The organism is Microbacterium phyllosphaerae (assembly GCF_050628115.1).
In the GTDB taxonomy this organism is placed as follows: Bacteria; Actinomycetota; Actinomycetes; order Actinomycetales; family Microbacteriaceae; genus Microbacterium; species Microbacterium phyllosphaerae_A.
Genome location: NZ_CP192502.1, coordinates 2,393,682 through 2,411,520, shown reverse-complemented (window position 1 = coordinate 2,411,520; position 17,839 = coordinate 2,393,682). Strand labels below are relative to the sequence as shown.

Sequence of the window (17,839 nt, the reverse complement as noted above, 5' to 3'; positions counted from 1 at the left end):
TCTTCGGTCAGCGTTCGGCGCGTGCCGGATTCGGCACGGCGTCGAGCAGCTGCACGGTGTATTCGTCCTCCGGATGCTGAAGCACCTGCGAGGTTTCGCCGCGTTCGACGACGCGGCCGCTGTTGAGCACGAGGATGTTCTCGGTGACGAGGCGCGCGCTGAGCAGATCGTGCGTGATGTAGAGCATGCTGATGCCCCATCTCTCACGCAGGTCCTCGAGCAGCGCGAGCACCCCGGCACGCAGCGACACGTCGAGCATCGACACGGGCTCGTCGGCGATCAAAACCTGCGGGTCGCTCGCGAGCGCCCGGGCGATGACGACGCGCTGGCGCTGGCCACCCGACAGCTGATGCGGCAGCTTGGCCGCGAACTGCTCGACAGGTGTCAGCCCCACGGTCTCGAGGAGCTCGAGCACGCGGGCCCTGGCCTCCTCACCGCGCAGGGGCGTGTAGTTGCGGATCGGTCGACTCAGCGCGTACTCCACCGTGTGCAGCGGGTTCAGCGCCGCGTACGGGTCCTGGAACACCATCTGCACGTCCTTGCGCAGGTCGCGCAGACCCGTGCGCCGCAGCGTCGCGACGTCGACGTCTCCGAAGCGCACGGTGCCCTCGGTCGGCTTCTCGACTCCGGTGATGAGCTTCGCGATCGTCGACTTGCCCGATCCTGAGGCGCCGACGAGAGCCAGCGCCTCGCCGGGTTCCAGCCGGAACGACACGTCGTCGACGGCGACGACCGGCCTCTCCCCGCGACGCGGCGCCGGGTAGCGCTTCGACACGCCCTCGACCACGATCGCGGCATCGGCCCGTCGGGTGTCGCGCTGCGACACCGTGGGGAGGGTCTCGGTGAGGTCGGTGCGCGAGTGCCCCTCGCGGCGCCGAGTGCCGAGGTCCACGAACCCGGGGATGGAGATCGACTCGGCCCTGGGGTCGGCGTAGTGGCTGAGCAGCATCCGCGTGTACTCGTCCTGCGGACGGCGCAGGATGTCGAGGCTCGGCGCGTCTTCGACGATCCGTCCCTCGTGCATCACCATCACGCGATCGGTCGCCTCGAGCACGATGCCCAGATCGTGGCTGATGAGGATCGCGGTGAAGTGCTCGGAGCGCTGCAGGTCCTTGATCGTGTCCATCACGGCGTGCTGCACGAGCACGTCGAGAGCCGTCGTCGGCTCGTCGAACACCATCAACTGCGGCTCGAGCGACAGAGCGAGCGCGATCGAGGCGCGCTGGCGCATGCCGCCGGAGAGCTCACCCGGGTAGCGCGAGAGCACCACGGGGTCGAGACCGACCTTGCCGACCAGCTCGCGCGCCCTGGCATCCCGGCTCTCCTTGGAGACGTGCCCGTGAGCCGCGAAGATGTCTCGGAAGTGGTTGCCGATCGTTCGGACCGGGTTCAGTGCGTTCATGCCGGACTGCAGCACCATCGCGAACCCGCCCTGGCGCTGACGACGTAGCTCCTCGGCGTTCAGCTCACGGATGTCGCGGCCGTCGAAGAGGATCCGCCCCTCACTGATCCGCGCCGGCGGTTTCTGCAGCCGTGTCAGCGCGAAGCCGAGAGTCGACTTGCCTGAACCCGACTCGCCGACGAGACCGACGAACTCGCCGCGGCGCAGCGTGAACGACACGTTCTCGACTGCGGTGACCGGCTTCGTGCCGGGCGAGGCGTACTCGACGGACAGACCCTGGACGTCCAGCAGCACGTCATCCGTGGGGGTGTTCGCTTCCATGGCGCTCATCGGCCCTTCCCCTCTCGCAGGCGCGGATTGGAGATGCCGTCCACGCCGAAGTTGATCAGTGTCAGGCTCAGAGCGAGCAGGGCGATGCAGAGTCCGGGAGCGAACAGCAGCAGCCACTGCCCGGTGAGCAGCGAGTTCGAGTTCTGCGCCCAGTAGAGCATGGTGCCCCAGCTGACGATGCTCGAGTCGCCGAGCCCGAGGAACTCGAGGCCCGCCTCGGCGAGGATCGCCGCGGTCGCCGCCCCGAAGAGCGTGCCCGCGATGATCGAGGTCATGTTCGGCAGGATCTCGCGGAACACGATGCGCGCCCGGCTGTCGCCCGAGAACTGCGCCGACGTGACGAAGTCGTTGCCCCGGAGCGACTGGGTCTGGCTGCGCAGCACACGCGCACCCCACGCCCAGCCGGTGACGACGATGACCGCGATGATCATCAGGATGCCGCCGTTCTGCAGGTAGGCGGCGATCACGATCATGAGCGGGAGCCCGGGGATCACGAGGAAGAGGTTGACGATGAAGCCGACCACCTCGCCCGCGAAACCGCGCATGTAGCCCCAGCTGAGGCCGATCAGCACCGCGACGATCGTCGAGAGGATGCCGGCGGCCATGCCGACAAGCAGGCTGATCTGCGAGCCGTAGATCAGCTGACTCAGGACGTCTTCGCCCGCGGCCGTCGTGCCGAGCCAGTGTGCGGTCGATGCATCGGCGTTGCGCTCGAACGTGTTGTCCTTCGGGCCGTAGGGCGCGAGCAGCGGTGCGAACACGGCGACGAGCACGAACAGCCCGAGGATGATGAGGCCGAGGCGAGCCTTGCCGTTGGACCAGAGGGTGCCCACCATCCGGGCGAACGAGCGCCACGGGCTGGGAGCCGCGATCCGGTCGGAGGGAACCTTGACATTCATGGTGGAGGTCATCGGCGGGTCCTTGGATCCAGCACGCCGTACAGGATGTCGACGAGGAAGTTGGCGATGAGCACGCTCACGGTGATCATCAGGAAGAGCGCCTGCATGAGCGGGTAGTCCTGCCCGATCACGGCGTTGAAGAGCAGATATCCGATACCCGGATAGCCGAAGACCTGCTCCACGAGGATCGATCCGCCGACCACGCCGCCGAGCGTGAGCCCGAAGCCGGTGAGGTTCGGCAGGATCGCGTTTCGTGCGGCGTAGCGGAGGGCGATCGTGCGACCGTGCAGCCCGTTCGCCTCGGCGAAGGTCACGTAGTCATCACCCAGCGTGTTGATCATCGCGTTGCGCATGCCGATGATCCATCCACCGAGCGACGTCAACAGGATCGTCACCGCCGGGAGGATCGCATGCTGCACGAGGTCGATGAAGAAGTCCCAGGTGAAGCCCGGCGTGGTGGTCGCCGAGTAGGCGCCGGTCGTCGGGAACCAGTGCAGCACGTACCCGAAGAAGAACAGCAGCAGCAGCGCCGTCCAGAAGTACGGGAAGGTGCTGAGGAATGATCCGGTCAGCGTCGGCAGCGAGTCCAGCCAGGTGCCGCGGCGCCAGGCGGCGGCGGTCCCGATCAGGGTGCCGATCACGAACGCGAGGATCGTGACGATGCCGACGAGGCCGATCGTGTACGGCAGCGCGGTCGAGACCATGCTCGACACCGTCTGAGGGTAGAACGTGTACGAGACACCGAAGTCGAGTCGGGCGACCTGACCGAGGTAGGCGACGTACTGGTCCCAGATCGAGCCGGTCGGCACGCCGAGCTGGGCCTCGATCGCTGCCCTCGTCGCATCCGAGACCGGACCGTTCTGCGAGAGCTTGGCGATCGCGGCGTCGGCCGGCGAGCCGGGCATGAGGCGCGGAAGGAAGAAGTTCAGCGTGATGGCGGCCCACAGCGTGAGCACGAACAGGCCGATCTTCTGGAGGACGTACTTCATCGGTCATCCTCCTTCACGCGCTCGAGCCGGGTGAAGATGCCCAGCGGCGCCGAGTCGTAGTTCTGCGGGATCATGTACGGGTCGTCCTCTGAGGGCCATCCGGTGAACTTGGAATCGTTGAACAGGCCCCAGATGCCGCCGTAGTAGAGGCCGATGACCGGCATCTCCTCGTAGACGATGGCCTGCAGCTCCTTCACGATCTCGGTCTGGCGCGCGGGGTCGACGGTCTCGCGGTATTCCTTGAGCAGCGCGTCGGCTTCGTCCGAGCGGTACCGCTCGAAGTTGTTCGCGGTGGGTTCGCCGGACCCGGACGGCACGTAGAACTCGCTCGAGAGCAGGTTGTTGTATGCCTGGTAGACGTCGCCGTTGCCCATGCCGCCGATGGCCATCTCGAAGTCGCCGTTGCTGATGGCGCTCTGGTAGCCGGCCGGCTGAGGGAGCTTGAGCGTCACCTTGACGCCGACCTTCGCCAGCTGGCTCTGCACGGTCTGCGCCGCGCGGGTCCAGTCGGAGAAGCCGTTGGCTGTGGTCAACGCGAACTCGAGCTGCTTTCCATCGGCCCCCACGAGCCGATCGCCGTCGAGCGTGTATCCCGCCTCGGCGAATGCGGCGAGTGCGGCATCCGTGTCCTGGGTGATCATGCCCCCATCGGGGATGCTCGGGTCGAGGAACTCCTCCTGGTTGGGAAGGACGAGCCCGGTCTGCCCTGCGGGCTCCATGTACCCCTCGGATGCGGTCTCGGCGATCTCCTCGCGATCGAGCGAGAGGGCGATTCCTCGGCGCACGTTCACGTCGTCGAACGGCGCGACCTCGAGGTTCGGCATCAGCGCGATCACGCCACCAGGCGGGAACCACCAGGCGTTGTCGTCGCTTGCAGCGCCCCACGTGCCCTCGACATCGGAGATGAACGAGTAGGCCCAGTCGTAGCCGCGTGTGACGGTGTCGAGCTGGGAGTTCGTGGACGGCAGGATGATGTGCTCGATCTCGATCTTGTCGGCCTGCCAGTAGTCGGGGTTCTTGTCCACCGAGTACTGCTGGTCGTTGTAGTTACCGAGCACGAACGGCCCGGTGCCGACCGGGTTCTCGTTGCGATAGGTGCCAGGATCCTTCACATCCGACCAGAGGTGCTCCGGCACGATCATGGTCTGACCGAGGATCGGCAGCGACGGCGCGTCATCGGTCTGCAGGTGCATGATGACGTCATCGCCGTCGACCTCGACGGTCTCGAGGTGCTGCCAGGCGCCCTTGATGTCGAGCGAGGGGTTGTCCTTGAGCAGCTGGAACGTGAACGCCACGTCATCGGGCGTCAGCTTCTCACCGTCGCTCCACTCGACGTCATCGCGGATCGTCATCACGATCGTGCGGGCGTCGGGCTGCGACCATTCGCTCGCCAGCCACGGGTTCTGGGTTCCGTCGAGCGGGTTCACCAGGATCAGCGGCTCGTAGATCCACCGCGACGCAGTGCGCGTGTTGGTCAGATACGGGTTGAAGTTCCGCGTGAAGAACGGGTTCCCCTTGTCCGCGTTGATGAGCATCGTGTCGTCGCCGATCGATGGATCGGGCTGCGAACTGATCTGGATGCTGCAACCGCTGAGCACGACGGCTGCTGCCGCCAGTCCCACGATCGCGGCTCTCCGCCAGCGCCGGAGCATGTGCGTCTTCGCCACACTGCCACCTCATGTCGTCTGTGTCATGAAGGGGGTCCCGGGGGTCGGGGCGCCCCACGGCCGAAGCCGCATGAGCGATTGTAAGCGCATACATTTTGCGACTGCAACCCCTTGACAATGCTGTCGGGCAGCGCCATCCCCCTCAGCGACAGGGATGGGAGCGGTGCCAAACTCGGACTATTCGGGACTGCCCCTCAATGAGCGCGCCATGCTCCGGAGCGCCCCGAACGCCGCTCGCTGCTCGGCATCCGTCATGCCCGCCAGCATCCTGAGGTCGACCGATCGCACCGCGGCCGTCGCCGCCGCCAGGCTCTGCCTCCCCTGCGGAGTCAGGGGCGCTGCGAGCTCTCACGGACGAGGATCTGCAGGGGCAGACGCACGGTCATCGGATCGGCATCCGGCTGCTCGAGCCGCCGTGCGAGCAACTGCACGGCGGCGCGACCGAGGTCGATCATCGGCTGGCGAACGGTCGTGAGCGTGGGGCGCGCGAGCGCGGCCGCCTCGAGCCCGTCGAAACCGGTGACCCTCACGTCGTCAGGCACGCGGATGCCGGCCGAACTGAACGCCTCGATCGCCCCGAGAGCCATCTGGTCGTTGGCCGCGACCAGCACGGACGGCGCTCCGTGGGCGATGAGCTGCTCGGCGGCGGCATGCCCCGAGGCGCGGGTGAAGTCGCCGCGAAGCACCGTCACATCGTCGATAGCGAGCCCCGCCTCGGCGACGGCGGTGGCGAAGCCGTCCCACCGCTGCGCGCCGTCGGGCGAGTCCTCCGGCCCGCCGAGGAAGGCGATCCTCCCGGGGTCGGCCTGTGCGAGCACGAGGCGGGTGAGCTCGGTCATGGCCTCGGCGTTGCTGACCGTCACATGGTCGTACCTGTCGCCCCGCGCGGGGCCAGAGAGCACGACCACCGGAATCCGCTGGGCGAGTCGAGCGAGCACGTCGTCCGGCACGCTCTGCGCCAGCACCATCAGCCCGTCGACCCGGCCCGCGATGTCGCGCACGGTCTCCCGGGTCGGATCGTCACGGCCGACGCCGATCATGAGCACGAAGCCCTGCTTCCACGCCTCGAGCTCGGCGCCGCGCAGCACCTCGTCGAGGAACAGCATGGTCGGATGCGGCGCGTCGGCATCCGCCGACGCCTGCTCGACCGTGAACGGCGGCGCGTCGGCCTGCTCGTCGGCGAGCACATCGAGCACCGGCGCGTCCTCCGATGCGTCGAAACCCGGGAAGTACAGCCCCAGCACGCCGGTGCGGCGTTCGGCCAACCCGCGCGCGCTGCCGCTGGGCACGTAGCCGAGCTCGGAGACCGTGTCGAGCACGCGCTCACGGGTGGCCGGGCGCACGGCATCCGGCTGACGCAGCACACGTGAGACCGTGGCGATCGAGACCCCGGCGCGCTCCGCGACGTCGTAGACGGTCGCCTTCTTGCTCACGCTCGGTCCTCCTCCGGTTGCGTGTGCACCAGGCTACCCGCCGAGCGAGTCACCGCCTGCGCGCTTCGCAAGGCCATGTGCGCCTGCGAAGGCCGAAAGCCGCGGATCCGGACTTGTGAAGCGCAATCGGACTTGCGGAGCGCTCGGCTACGAGTCGGATTCAGCGAACGGCGACGAGCGAGCCGTGGGGGCGGGCGCTGATCTCAGCGGGTTCGCGGCCGCGGGTCTCGGTCGACACGATCGTGAAGCCCGCATCGACGAGAAGGTCGGAGAGGGCATCGGCAGACCAGAAGTATGCCGGGGCGACCGCATGCGCGAAACGCTCGCGCGGTTCACCGTCGAAGAACCCGATCAGGATGCTGCTGCCAGGGGCGAGCACGCGACCGAACTCGGCGAGGATCTCAGGCAGGTCGGCCGGAGGTGTGTGGATCAGCGAGTACCAGGCGAGGATGCCGCCGAACGATCCACTGTCGAACGGCAGGTCGCGGAATGTCCCCACCTCGAAGGCGATGCCGGAGTGACGCATCCGCGCGGTCGCGATGAACTCGGCAGACAGGTCGATGCCGCGCGCATCACGACCTCCGCGCGACAGGAACTCCGTCCAGTGGCCCGGTCCGCATCCTGCGTCCAGCAGCGGCCCCCGGGTGCCGTCACGCCAGGCCGCTATGGCCGCCGCATCCCGAGCATCCATCTGCTCGATCGCCCCTGCCAGCGCGACGTACTCCGCCGCCCTCGAGTCGTAGGCAGCGCCGATGGCGGCGTCGGTCATCGACTGCGGGCCGCGAGCGCCGCCTGATACAGGTCGCGCGACGACAGGCCCGTGGCCGCGGCGACTTCGGCGCACGCCTCCTTGAGGCGTACTCCGGATGCCACCAGCCGCTGGACCTGAGCCAGCGCGTCTTCTGCCGAGGCCTCGCGGTGGGGCGCACCTTCGACCACGACGACGATCTCACCCTTGACCCCGGCGGTCGCCCACTCGACGAGCTCCGACGACGTGCCGCGACGCACCTCCTCGTAGAACTTGGTGAGCTCGCGGCAGACGGCGATGCGTCGGTCGCCGCCGAAAGCGGCCCCCATGTCGGCGAGCGACGAGGCGAGGCGCGCGGGCGATTCGAAGAAGATCATGGTGCGGGGCTCTGCGGCGAGCGCTCGCAGGGTCGACCGCCGTTCCCCGGGCTTTCGGGGCAGGAATCCCTCGAACGTGAAGCGGTCGGTCGGCAGCCCCGAGATCGAGAGCGCCATCAGCACCGCGCTCGGTCCGGGGATCGCCGTCACGGTCACGCCCAGCGCGACGGCCTCGGCGACGAGTCCGTAGCCGGGGTCGCTGATCGCCGGCATCCCGGCATCGCTGACGACGACGACGTCGGTCTCGACGGCGAGCGCGGCGAGCTCGGCGGCCTTCTGCTTCTCGTTGTGGTCGTGCAGGGCGATCAGTCGCGGCCGATTGGCGATCTGCAGCGCCTGCAACAGACGTCCGGTGGTGCGCGTGTCCTCCGCGACGACCACCTCGGCGTTCTCCAGCACCTCGACGAGGCGACGCGAGACATCCCCGAGGTTTCCGATCGGTGTTGCGGCGAGGATGATCACCCGCCCAGCTTAGGCGGCGACCACAGGCGGGTTGTCTAGGCTGGAGCGGTGACCGCGCCCGTGCCTCTGCTGCCTCCTCCCGAGGAGCGGCTGACGCGCTACGGCCAGCTGCGCGACCGCATCCTGCGAGACCCCGACTGGGGTCGGATGATGCGCTGGTTCGCGCCGCTCGTCGTCACCTCGCTGGCCGCGGTGCTGCGCCTGGTGAACCTCGGCCATCCGCACCAGCTCGCGTTCGACGAGACGTACTACGTCAAGGACGCGTGGTCGCTGTGGACCCTGGGTTACGAGGGCACGTGGGGCAAGGACGCCAACGAGGCTTTCATCACCCTGCAGCAGCTGCCGCTGTCGGACGTCGGCGCGTTCATCGTGCACCCGCCGCTGGGCAAATGGCTGATCGCACTCGGAATGGCCGTAGGCGGCCCCGACAATACCGTCGGATGGCGGATCGCGACAGCCCTGCTCGGCACCGCCACCGTACTGCTCGTGTATCTGGTCGCCCGGCGTCTGACCGGATCCATCGTCGTGGCGACGGTCGCCGGAACGCTGCTGGCGATCGACGGTCTCAGCATCGTGATGAGTCGCACCGCACTGCTCGACGGCCCCCTGACCTTCTTCCTGCTGCTCGGCGCGCTGTTCATCCTGTACGACCGCGACCGCGCGATCCCGCTGCTCGAGCGCCCTGACCCCGACTCCCCCGACCCGATGTGGGGGCCGGTGCTGTGGCGTCGCCCGTGGCTGATCGCTGCGGGCCTCGCTCTCGGCGCAGCCTGCGCCGTCAAGTGGTCGGGCCTCTACGCCCTCGCCGCCTTCGGGCTCTACGTGGTGGTGACGGACGCTCTCGCGAGGCGCCGCGCGGGCGTCGTGCTGTGGCCGACCGCCGCGGCGTTCCGCCAGGGCCCGGTGTCTTTCGTGCTGCTCGTGTTCCCCGCGCTCGGGGTGTACCTGGCCAGCTGGACCGGCTGGTTGGTGACCTCCGGCGGCTATGCACGCCAGAGCGACCCGAACCCCCTGATCGCCCTGTGGAACTACCACGAGGCGATCCTGAACTTCCATGTCGGCCTGGTCAAAGGCCACCCCTACGCGAGCCCCGCCTGGGAGTGGCCGCTGCTGCTGCGACCTACCGCGGTGTGGGTGGGCACGGACCCGGCGCCCTGCGGCGTCGATCACTGCATCGCCGTGATCTCGACGATCCCGAATCCGCTCATCTGGTACGCGGGAGTCGCGGCGGCCGTGTACCTGATCTACCGGCTCGTGCGGGGGTGGATCGATCGCCGGCCTGTCGGCGCGGCGTTCACGTTCCCGCTGGTCGGGCTGGCCGCGACCTACGTACCCTGGCTGCTGTTCCCCGAGCGCACGATCTTCCAGTTCTACACGGTCGCGATGGCGCCGTTCCTCGTGATCGGGCTCGCCGTCGTGCTGCGTCAGATCGCCGGGCGGCGGGAGGATCCCCTGCACCGGCGGCAGTCGGGCGAGCGTACGGTGATGATCTTCCTCGCCGTCGTGCTGCTGGTCTCCGCCTTCTTCTATCCCGTGTGGACCGGCATGAGCGTGCCCTACGACTTCTGGCTCCTGCACAACTGGATGCCGGGCTGGATCTGACGTCCCGGTCGACCTCAGTCGACCTCGCCCGCGACATGCTCGACCAGTGGCAGCACGCGGCCGGACAGATGCGTGCGCATCGCGATCGACGACGCCGTGCGCGAGACGCCCGGCACGAGTGCGACGCGGTCGAGCACCTCCTGCAGCTGCGTCGCGTCGCGCGCGGCCAGCCGCAGCTGCATGTCGCTGGCCCCGGTCACGGTGTGCATGTCGACGATCTCGGGCACCGCATCGGCGAGGGCTGCGGCGACCTCGTCATGACCGACCTTCTGGTCGATCTCGACGAGGCAGAACGCCACGACCCCGTAGCCGAAGCCGGCAGGGTCGACCCGCGGCACGATCGCCTCGATCACGCCGCCTTCGTGCAGACGGGCGAGACGGCTGGTCGCCGTGCCGCGGGCGATGCCGAGCCGGCGCGCACACTCCAGGATCGGCAGCTGCGGCGACTCTGTGAGCATCCGGATGAGCTCGGCGTCGAGGCGATCGATGCGCACGGTCAGTCCTCGACCACTCCCCCGCGTTCCCTGGCGACGCCAGGCCGCGAGACGTCGCGCGTCAGCCGGGCGACGATCAGCAGGACCGCGGTGAGGCCGATGGTCAGGAGCAGCTGCACGCGTGCGGCATCGTCGATCATCGTGAGCGCGACGACGCCGACGAGCAGCGCCAGGCACAGCCACGACAGCCAGGGGAAGCCCCACATGCGCATCGGCAGCCGCTCACCGTCACGGTCGGCTCTGCGGCGGAGGATGATCTGCGACACCGCGGTCGCGGTCCAGATGACCAGCAGCGTCGACCCGACGACGTTGAGGAGCGCCGGGAGCACCACGTCGGGGAACGCCCAGTTGAGGCCCACCGTGATGAAGCCGAATGCGACGGAGGCGAGGACGGCCACCACGGGGACGCCGTTGCGGGTGGTGCGCGTCGCCGCGAGAGGAGCGAGGCCCCGTTCGCCGAGCGAGTACGCCATGCGCGACGCTCCGTAGATGTTCGCGTTCATGGCCGACAGCAGCGCGATCACCACGATGAGATCCATCACGAGCCCGACGCCCGGCAGCTGCAGCGTGTCGAGCACGGCCGAGAAGGGGCCGTCCTTGACGGCCGGGTCGTTCCACGGCAGCACAGACACGATCACGAAGATCGAGCCGACGTAGAAGATCAGGATGCGCACGAGCACCTCGCGCACGATGCGGCGGATGTTGCGCGCGGGGTCGTCGGACTCGGCAGCCGCGATCGCGACCACCTCGGTGCCGCCGAACGCGAAGACCACGATCAGGAGAGCGGCCGCGACGCCCGTCATGCCGTTCGGGGCGAAGCCGCCGTTGTCGACGAGGTTGCCGATGCCGGTCGCCGCCACCCCGGGGATGAAGCCGACGATGGCGCACACGCCGACGACGAGGAACACGATGATCGCGGCGACCTTGATCGCGGCGAACCAGAACTCGAACGTGCCGTAGTTGCGCACCCCGAAGAGGTTCACCGCGGTCAGCGCCACCACGAAGACGAGCACCCACGCCCACGCGGGGATGCCGGGGACCCAGGCCGAGATGATGCCTCCGGCGCCCGTCGCCTCAGCCGCGATCACGACGACGAGCTGGATCCAGTAGAGCCAACCGACCGCGCTGCCGGCGCTGCGTCCCATCGCCTTCTGGGCATAAGAGCTGAACGCCCCGGAGCTCGGGCGTGCGGCGACCATCTCGGCGAGCATCGCCATGACCAGCACCACGATGCCGCCGGCGACGAGGTACGAGATGAGCACGGCAGGACCGGCGATGCTGATGGCCTGCCCCGAGCCCACGAAGAGACCGGCACCGATCGCACCGCCGAGCCCCATCATCGAGATCTGGCGACGGGTCAGTCCCGGGTGCAGGCCTTTGGTGGTGGTCGTGGTGGTGGGGACCTCGGTCATGCGCGTTCCTCCTGCGGAGCGGTCTGGGTGCGGAGCGCGGCCTGCACGCGGTCGATGTCTTCTCCCGAGCCCGAGGAGATGCGCACGCCCTCGCCGGGGAAGGCTCGCGTGATCACGCCGCCCTTGCGGAGCAGGAGCTCGAGTTCGTCGGTGCTGTCGCCGGCAGGCACCCACACGAAGTTCGCCTGCGATGCGACGGCCGGCCACCCCGCCGCGACGAGCAGCGAGTGCAGTCGATCACGCTGTACGACGACCTCGTCGATGCGCACGGCGAGCTCGTCCTCGGCGTCGAGCGACGCGATCGCTGCCGTCTGCGCGAGGTCGGTCACCCCGAACGGCACGGCGACCTTGCGCTGGTTCTCGGCGACCTCGACGGGCGCGAGCGCGTAGCCGATGCGCAGACCTGCGAGTCCGTAGGCCTTCGAGAAGGTGTGCAGCACCGCGACGTGGGGATGCCGGCGGAACAGCTCGATGCCCGCGCCGTGCGACTCGGTGCGGTCGAAGTGCACGTAGGCCTCGTCGATCACGACCAGCACATCGTGCGGCACCGCGGCGACGAAGGCCTCGAGCTCGGCGGTGCCGACGACCGTCCCGGTCGGGTTGTTCGGGTTGCAGACGAAGATCAGGCGCGTCCGGGGAGTGATCGCGGCGAGCATCGCGTCGAGGTCGTGCGCGTGGTCGCTGCGCAGCGGCACCGCGACCGGAGTCGCTCCGGCGATGCGCACCAGCGACGGGTAGGCCTCGAATGAGCGCCAGGCGAACATCACCTCGTCACCGTCGCCCGCGACCGCATGGATGAGCTGGGCGGCGAGCTCGACCGAACCCGCGCCCACGGTGACGATGGTCGGGTCGACGTCGTAGCGCTCGGCCAGGCGTGTGCGAAGCGCCGCGGCGCTCATGTCGGGATAGCGGTGGATCGTGGCGAGGCGCTGCTGCACGGCTTCGACGACCGACGGGAGGGGCGGGTGCGGCGACTCGTTGGACGAGAGCTTCGAGGCACCGGCGGGCGCGGAGCGCCCCTGGCGGTAGGCGGGCACGGCGTCGAGGCCGGCACGGGTGGGGAGGGGCATTCTCAGAGCATCCTTGCTGTGATCCAGCGGCACCCCTGGTGGCGGCGCCTGCTGTCGCGCAACACTAGACCGGAAATCGAAGGGTGGGCAATCGGTGCAGCATCCGGTGCGCAACGCGCGCAACCGGCGGGGTGCGATCCCCGAACCGCTGAGCAGACTGCACAGCCTACGCGGTGCGGCGGGCGGTCTACGATCGCAGCATGGGCAGCCCGTCAGGTTTCGAGTTCGCGGTGCGCGGTGACGACGCGGTCATCCGACATCACGGGGTCAGCGCTGCCGTGCTGCGCGGGGCGAGGGCGAGTGAGTTCCTCGCGGAGGTGGCGCAGGGCGATCCGCAGCTGCTGATGGCCCGCCTGACCGGGAACTACCGCCGCGGCAACGAGCGCACCGCACGGCAGCACCCGCGCAACGCGCGCTGACGACTCACCGTGCGGGGAGAAGGTCAGCGGGGTCGCTCACCGGGAGCCGACACACGAACGAGCGGCAGTCGAACGCCTGCTCGCCTCTGCTCCCGCTGCCGTCGAAACCATCCTTGCCCTCGAACAGCTCGAAGCCGGCGTCAGCGAATCTCCTCGCCTGCGCAGGCGTCACTATCACGATCACGTCGGCGTCCGCCGTGCGCGCTGCAGACGCGAGTGCGCCCTCCGGCGCCTCGGTGACGACCACGATCTGCCTCGGCGGATCGACGAGACCCGCCGCCACGCGCAGCAGGCTGCCGTGCGCGAACGGCTGCGACACGGCCTGAGCGGCATGTGCGCGCACCCGTTCGACGGCCGCCTCTCGATACCGGTCCCCCGCGCCGAACCGCCATGCCGAGAGCGCCGCGATCGCGACGGCCGCGGCATCCGACGGCAGATCTCCGTCGGTCTGGTCGGGCGACGCGGCGATCCCGTGTGCCGCGAGCAGCGGATCGCCGTCGAGCCCCTCGATCGCCGTGTCCAGCAGCTCACGCGCCTCGACGGCCCAGGCCGCTTCGCCGGTCGCCGCGGCGAGAGCGAACAGCCCCTCGGCCAGGAGCGCGACATCGGCCGTGGTCGCCACCGCACCCGAGGGGACACCGTCGAGGGACGCGCGGACGAGGGCTCCCGTCGAATCCCGATTGACCCGGAGCACGCACTCGGCGGCATCGACCGCGGCCTGCACCCACGAACTCTCCGCGAGCGCGGCCCCCGCCCGGGCGAGGGCGGTGATGGCCAGCCCGTTCCAGCCCGTGATGACCTTGCCGTCGACGGCCGGCGGCTCGAGCCCCGCCCGTTCCGACGCCGGCCGCAGGTAGTACCCGCCTTCGCTGCGCTGACCGTCGATCCACGACTCCGAATCCTGAGCGGCGCCGAAACCGCCGCCTTCGCGGCGCAGAGTGCCCACGAGGAACGCCGCGACACCCCGTGCGGTCGGCTCGTCCCCCGCATCCAGCGCGACGAGCAGCAGCTGAGCGTTGTCGGTCAGCATCCGCTCGTAGTGCGGCACGGTCCAGTCGCGCTGCGTCGCGTAGCGGAAGAAGCCGCCGTCGACGTCGCGCAGATCGGATGCCGACATCGCGGCGAGTGCCCGACCGGCCGCGGCCGCGGCATCCGGAGCCTCCCGCCGCACCAGCGGTGTCTGCAGCAGCCCCAGGGTCGTCGCCACCGGGAACTTCGGCGCACCGCCGAACCCGCCGAACAGCGTGTCCTCGCGCTGGGCGATGGTGCCGACGGCCGCGGCGAGGGCCGCAGCATCCGGCAGATCGGAGGGCGTCGATGACGCCGCTCTGGCGAGCGCCTCGGTCACCGCATCGGCCGACTCCTCGGCCTGCGCGCGGCGCAGAGTCCATGCCTCCTGCACCGCGGCGAGCACATCGCGGAAAGCGGGCATCGGCTGCCGTGCCTCAGGCGGCCAGTACGTGCCGGCGTAGAAGGTGCGTCCGCGGGGCGTCGTGAAGACCGTCAACGGCCAGCCGAGGTTCTGCGTGAACGCCGACGCTGCGGCCATGTAGGCGCCGTCGACGTCTGGGTGCTCCTCGCGATCGACCTTGATCGCCACGAAGTCGCGGTTGATCAGCGCAGCGGTCGCCGGGTCGGCGAACGATTCCCGAGCCATCACATGGCACCAGTGACAGGTCGAGTAGCCGATGGAGATCAGCAGCGGCACGTCGCGGCGCTGCGCTTCGGCGAAGGCCTCGGGCCCCCATGGGTACCAGTCGACGGGGTTGTCGGCGTGTGCCCGCAGGTAGGGGCTGAGCGTGTCGGCGAGCCTGTTGGTCATGGGCTCACGCTACGCCGATCAGGAGACGAGGAGCTGCTCCGCCGGCCGTGACGCCGCATAGCCGACGAGGGGCAATGCCCGTTCGGCCGCCAGGGCGATGCGCGAATGCAGCACGTCAGACGCGATCACGTAGCCGTCGAAGTCCGTGTCGCTGGCGTAGACGCCGAGCGGCAGGGTCAGCGCCTGGAAGAAGGCGAACAGCGGCCGCAGCTGGTGCTCGATGATCAGCGCGTGACGCTCGCCGCCGCCGGTCGCCGCGAGCAGCACCGGTTTGCCGACGAGCTCGTACTGACCGACGAAGTCGAACAGATGCTTGAACAGGCCCGTGAACGAGGCCCGATAGACGGGGCTGCCGACGATCAGCAGGTCTGCCGCCTCGATGGCCAGGAGCTTCTCTTCGACGTTCGCCGGAAGATGATCGCGGCGCAGTGCACCCGCGAGCGAAGGACCGATGTCGGTGAGCTCGATGACCTCGATCTCGACCTCGGCACGCTCGGCGACTGCCGCGGCGATCGCACGGACGAGCGCCGTGGTCTTGCTGGGCTCGTGCAGAGAGCCGGACACGGCGACGACGCGATAGGGAGCTGTCATGCCGTTGACGCTACTCACGACGACGCCCCGTGTCGCGAGGAGCGACACGGGGCGTCATCTGCTGAAGCGGGGCGTCTCAGTTCACGTCGTTCGGGTGCGAGCCGACGCGGCCCGAGCCGTCGAGCGGGTCGAGGGCGTCGATCGATGCGATCTCGGCATCAGTCAGCTCGAAGCCGAACACGTCGAGGTTCTCGCGCAGGCGCTCGGCACGCACCGACTTCGGGAAGACGATGAAGCCCTTCTGCAGGTGCCAGCGGAGCACTGCCTGCGCGGGGGTCACGCCGTGGGCGGCCGCGGCCTCGGCGATCGCGGGAGTGCCGAACAGGTCGTACTTGCCCTGTCCGAGCGGACCCCACGACTCGATGCGGATGCCGTGCTCAGTCGCCCAGGAGACGACGTCGCGCTGCTGATAGGCCGGGTGCAGCTCGATCTGGTTGACGGCGGGGGTCACGCCCGTCTCGGAGACCACGCGCTCGAGGTGCGGCACGAGGAAGTTCGAGACGCCGATGCTGCGCGTGAGACCGGCCTCTCGCAGCTCGATGAGCTTGGCGAAGGCGTGCACGTAGTCGTCCTTCGCGGGGGTCGGCCAGTGTACGAGGTACAGGTCGACCGCGTCGAGGCCGAGCTTCTCGAGGCTCTCGGCGATCGCCGCGTTCGGCTCGTCGTCGTGGTGACGGTCGTTCCAGAGCTTGGTGGTGATGAACAGCTCGTCGCGGGCGATGCCGGATGCGGCGATGGCCGCGCCGACACCCTCTTCGTTGCCGTAGATGGCTGCGGTGTCGATGTGGCGGTAGCCGATCTCGAGCGCCTCGCTCACGGCCCGCTCGGTCTCGTCGGCCGGAACCTTGAACACCCCGTAGCCGAGCTGCGGGATGGAGTGGCCGTCATTCAGTTCGAGTGCAGGAATCGTCATGATCCCACCCTACGACCCTGTGATGACAGGCGGCCGCCCCGGGACCGAAGCCATCTTCTGTGCGGCCCTGCCCACCAGCCGTTCGAGTGGGCCGCGACCGAACAGGATCGACCACAGGGTGGTGGCGAGGAGCAGGCAGATCGCCGTCGCCGCCCAGAAGGCATTGCTCGAGAAGAACCCGCCAGGACCCCCGATCAGGGCGACCGAGAGCACGTGCACGCTGTATGCCGTCAGCGGCATGGATCCGAGAGCGCCCAGAGGCAGCAGTGCCCATCGCAGCGGACGGCTGAGCAGCACGCACAGCGCGACGATGCACAGGGCGAAGCCGCCGGAGCCGAGGATCTCTGCCGTGCCGCCGGAGTGCGGATCGACTCCGAAGATCGCTCGGAGCACCGCCCCCAGCGGATCCGCAGCGGCGAGCGCATCCGGGTAGGTGCTCCATCCCGATGCCGCTCCCGAACCCGACGCCCACCCGCCCTTCGAGGACGAACCGGTGATCCCCGCGACCGCTCCGACGAGGCCGAGTCCGTAGCCGGTGATCATGAGGCCGACGCCCACGCCGAAGGTGATGGCGGCGGTCTCGAGCTTCTCGACGTGCAGACGCCCGAGGGCCATGCCCGCGAGCACGAAGGCGAGCCACGCGGTGATCGGATACGAGCCGTAGAGCACGAGGCTGATGCCGGCGCCGTAGGGGTTGAGGGTCAGAGCGGCGAGCAGCGCCAGCAGCGTCGGCGCCGCGAGCGCGAGGATGCCAGCGGTGATCAGCAGCTTCCACGGCTGCCACCGCAGGAACGGGATGACGGCGACGTAGAGCAGTCCGTACAGGGTGAGGATCACCGCGATCGGGGTGTTCAGCATCTCGAGCGCCAGTCCGATCACGAAGATCACCGCTCCGCGTCCGACGAGCTGCAGACGGATCGTCGGCATGCGCTCGGGGGCGAGCGGGGTGCTTCGCCCCGTCATCAGCGCGATCGAGATGCCCGCAAGCACCGCGAACAGGATCGATGAGCGTCCGTGCACGAGGTCCGTCCAGGTCGACAGGTCGAGCGGGTCGAACGCCTCGGTCTCGCCGATGTGCGCCCCTGCCATTCCGAGGATCGCGAGCCCTCTCGCGATGTCGAGACCGAGGATGCGGGGAGCCCGCCCGAACTCGTGGAACCACCGCGTTGCGGGAAGGGGCGTCGACACAGTGCTCACGGATGAATCGTA

General features: G+C 69.0%; 16 protein-coding genes. 2 read left to right on the top strand and 14 right to left on the bottom strand.

From position 1 onward, the window contains the following. Positions 1–7 precede the first annotated feature (7 nt). The 7 genes from ACQ4LY_RS11390 to rsmI all read right to left on the bottom strand — a co-directional run bounded on the left by ACQ4LY_RS11390 (position 8) and on the right by rsmI (position 8,307). Positions 8–1,732 (bottom strand): ABC transporter ATP-binding protein, encoded by a 1,725-nt coding sequence (locus tag ACQ4LY_RS11390; RefSeq protein ID WP_431071539.1) that lies wholly within the window; start codon positions 1,730–1,732, stop codon positions 8–10. Continuing rightward, on the bottom strand, positions 1,729–2,643 hold the full coding sequence (locus ACQ4LY_RS11385) for an ABC transporter permease (RefSeq protein ID WP_431071537.1): 915 nt from the start codon (positions 2,641–2,643) through the stop codon (positions 1,729–1,731). Before ACQ4LY_RS11385 ends, ACQ4LY_RS11390 begins: the two co-directional genes overlap by 4 nt. Then, complete coding sequence (locus ACQ4LY_RS11380) at positions 2,640–3,620, bottom strand: ABC transporter permease (RefSeq protein ID WP_431071535.1); 981 nt, start codon at positions 3,618–3,620, stop codon at positions 2,640–2,642. The genes ACQ4LY_RS11385 and ACQ4LY_RS11380 overlap by 4 nt, the downstream gene beginning before the upstream one ends. After that, entirely contained in the window at positions 3,617–5,287 is a 1,671-nt protein-coding gene (locus tag ACQ4LY_RS11375; protein WP_431071531.1) for an ABC transporter substrate-binding protein, read from the bottom strand. The genes ACQ4LY_RS11380 and ACQ4LY_RS11375 overlap by 4 nt, the downstream gene beginning before the upstream one ends. Before the next feature lie 329 nt (positions 5,288–5,616). Then, positions 5,617–6,720, bottom strand: coding sequence for a LacI family DNA-binding transcriptional regulator (locus ACQ4LY_RS11370; RefSeq protein ID WP_431071528.1), 1,104 nt, complete (start codon positions 6,718–6,720; stop codon positions 5,617–5,619). A 160-nt stretch (positions 6,721–6,880) separates the two neighbouring features. Further along, entirely contained in the window at positions 6,881–7,489 is a 609-nt protein-coding gene (locus ACQ4LY_RS11365) for a class I SAM-dependent methyltransferase (protein WP_431071525.1), read from the bottom strand. Next, the gene (gene rsmI, locus ACQ4LY_RS11360) at positions 7,486–8,307 is read right to left on the bottom strand and encodes a 16S rRNA (cytidine(1402)-2'-O)-methyltransferase (protein ID WP_431071522.1); all 822 of its coding nucleotides are present in this window, start codon (positions 8,305–8,307) and stop codon (positions 7,486–7,488) included. The genes ACQ4LY_RS11365 and rsmI overlap by 4 nt, the downstream gene beginning before the upstream one ends. Positions 8,308–8,355: 48 nt before the next feature. Between rsmI and ACQ4LY_RS11355 the strand changes: the two genes are divergently transcribed. After that, on the top strand, positions 8,356–9,909 hold the full coding sequence (locus tag ACQ4LY_RS11355; RefSeq protein WP_431071519.1) for a dolichyl-phosphate-mannose--protein mannosyltransferase: 1,554 nt from the start codon (positions 8,356–8,358) through the stop codon (positions 9,907–9,909). A 14-nt stretch (positions 9,910–9,923) separates the two neighbouring features. Here ACQ4LY_RS11355 and ACQ4LY_RS11350 read toward each other — a convergent pair whose 3' ends face one another. The 3 genes from ACQ4LY_RS11350 to hisC are packed head-to-tail and all read right to left on the bottom strand — an operon-like array spanning position 9,924 to position 12,885. Beyond that, entirely contained in the window at positions 9,924–10,403 is a 480-nt protein-coding gene (locus ACQ4LY_RS11350; protein ID WP_431071516.1) for an Lrp/AsnC family transcriptional regulator, read from the bottom strand. 2 nt (positions 10,404–10,405) lie between these two features. Beyond that, positions 10,406–11,815 carry an amino acid permease gene (locus ACQ4LY_RS11345; RefSeq protein ID WP_431071513.1) on the bottom strand — a complete coding sequence of 470 codons (1,410 nt, stop codon included), beginning with the start codon at positions 11,813–11,815 and terminating at the stop codon, positions 10,406–10,408. Continuing rightward, entirely contained in the window at positions 11,812–12,885 is a 1,074-nt protein-coding gene (hisC, locus tag ACQ4LY_RS11340; protein WP_431071511.1) for a histidinol-phosphate transaminase, read from the bottom strand. The genes ACQ4LY_RS11345 and hisC overlap by 4 nt, the downstream gene beginning before the upstream one ends. Before the next feature lie 200 nt (positions 12,886–13,085). Between hisC and ACQ4LY_RS11335 the strand changes: the two genes are divergently transcribed. Then, positions 13,086–13,304 carry a hypothetical protein gene (locus ACQ4LY_RS11335; protein WP_431071509.1) on the top strand — a complete coding sequence of 73 codons (219 nt, stop codon included), beginning with the start codon at positions 13,086–13,088 and terminating at the stop codon, positions 13,302–13,304. A gap of 4 nt (positions 13,305–13,308) precedes the next feature. On the opposite strand, the gene ACQ4LY_RS11330 is transcribed toward ACQ4LY_RS11335, so the two are convergent. From ACQ4LY_RS11330 to ACQ4LY_RS11315, 4 genes are all read right to left on the bottom strand, one after another. After that, complete coding sequence (locus ACQ4LY_RS11330) at positions 13,309–15,126, bottom strand: thioredoxin domain-containing protein (RefSeq protein WP_431071507.1); 1,818 nt, start codon at positions 15,124–15,126, stop codon at positions 13,309–13,311. An 18-nt stretch (positions 15,127–15,144) separates the two neighbouring features. Then, on the bottom strand, positions 15,145–15,717 hold the full coding sequence (gene msuE / locus ACQ4LY_RS11325) for an FMN reductase (RefSeq protein ID WP_056313590.1): 573 nt from the start codon (positions 15,715–15,717) through the stop codon (positions 15,145–15,147). A gap of 76 nt (positions 15,718–15,793) precedes the next feature. Then, a complete protein-coding gene (locus tag ACQ4LY_RS11320; RefSeq protein ID WP_431071505.1) occupies positions 15,794–16,630 on the bottom strand; it encodes an aldo/keto reductase in 837 nt (278 codons plus the stop codon). Between the two features lie 9 nt (positions 16,631–16,639). Continuing rightward, entirely contained in the window at positions 16,640–17,827 is a 1,188-nt protein-coding gene (locus ACQ4LY_RS11315; RefSeq protein ID WP_431071503.1) for a heparan-alpha-glucosaminide N-acetyltransferase domain-containing protein, read from the bottom strand. Between the last annotated feature and the right edge of the window lie 12 nt (positions 17,828–17,839).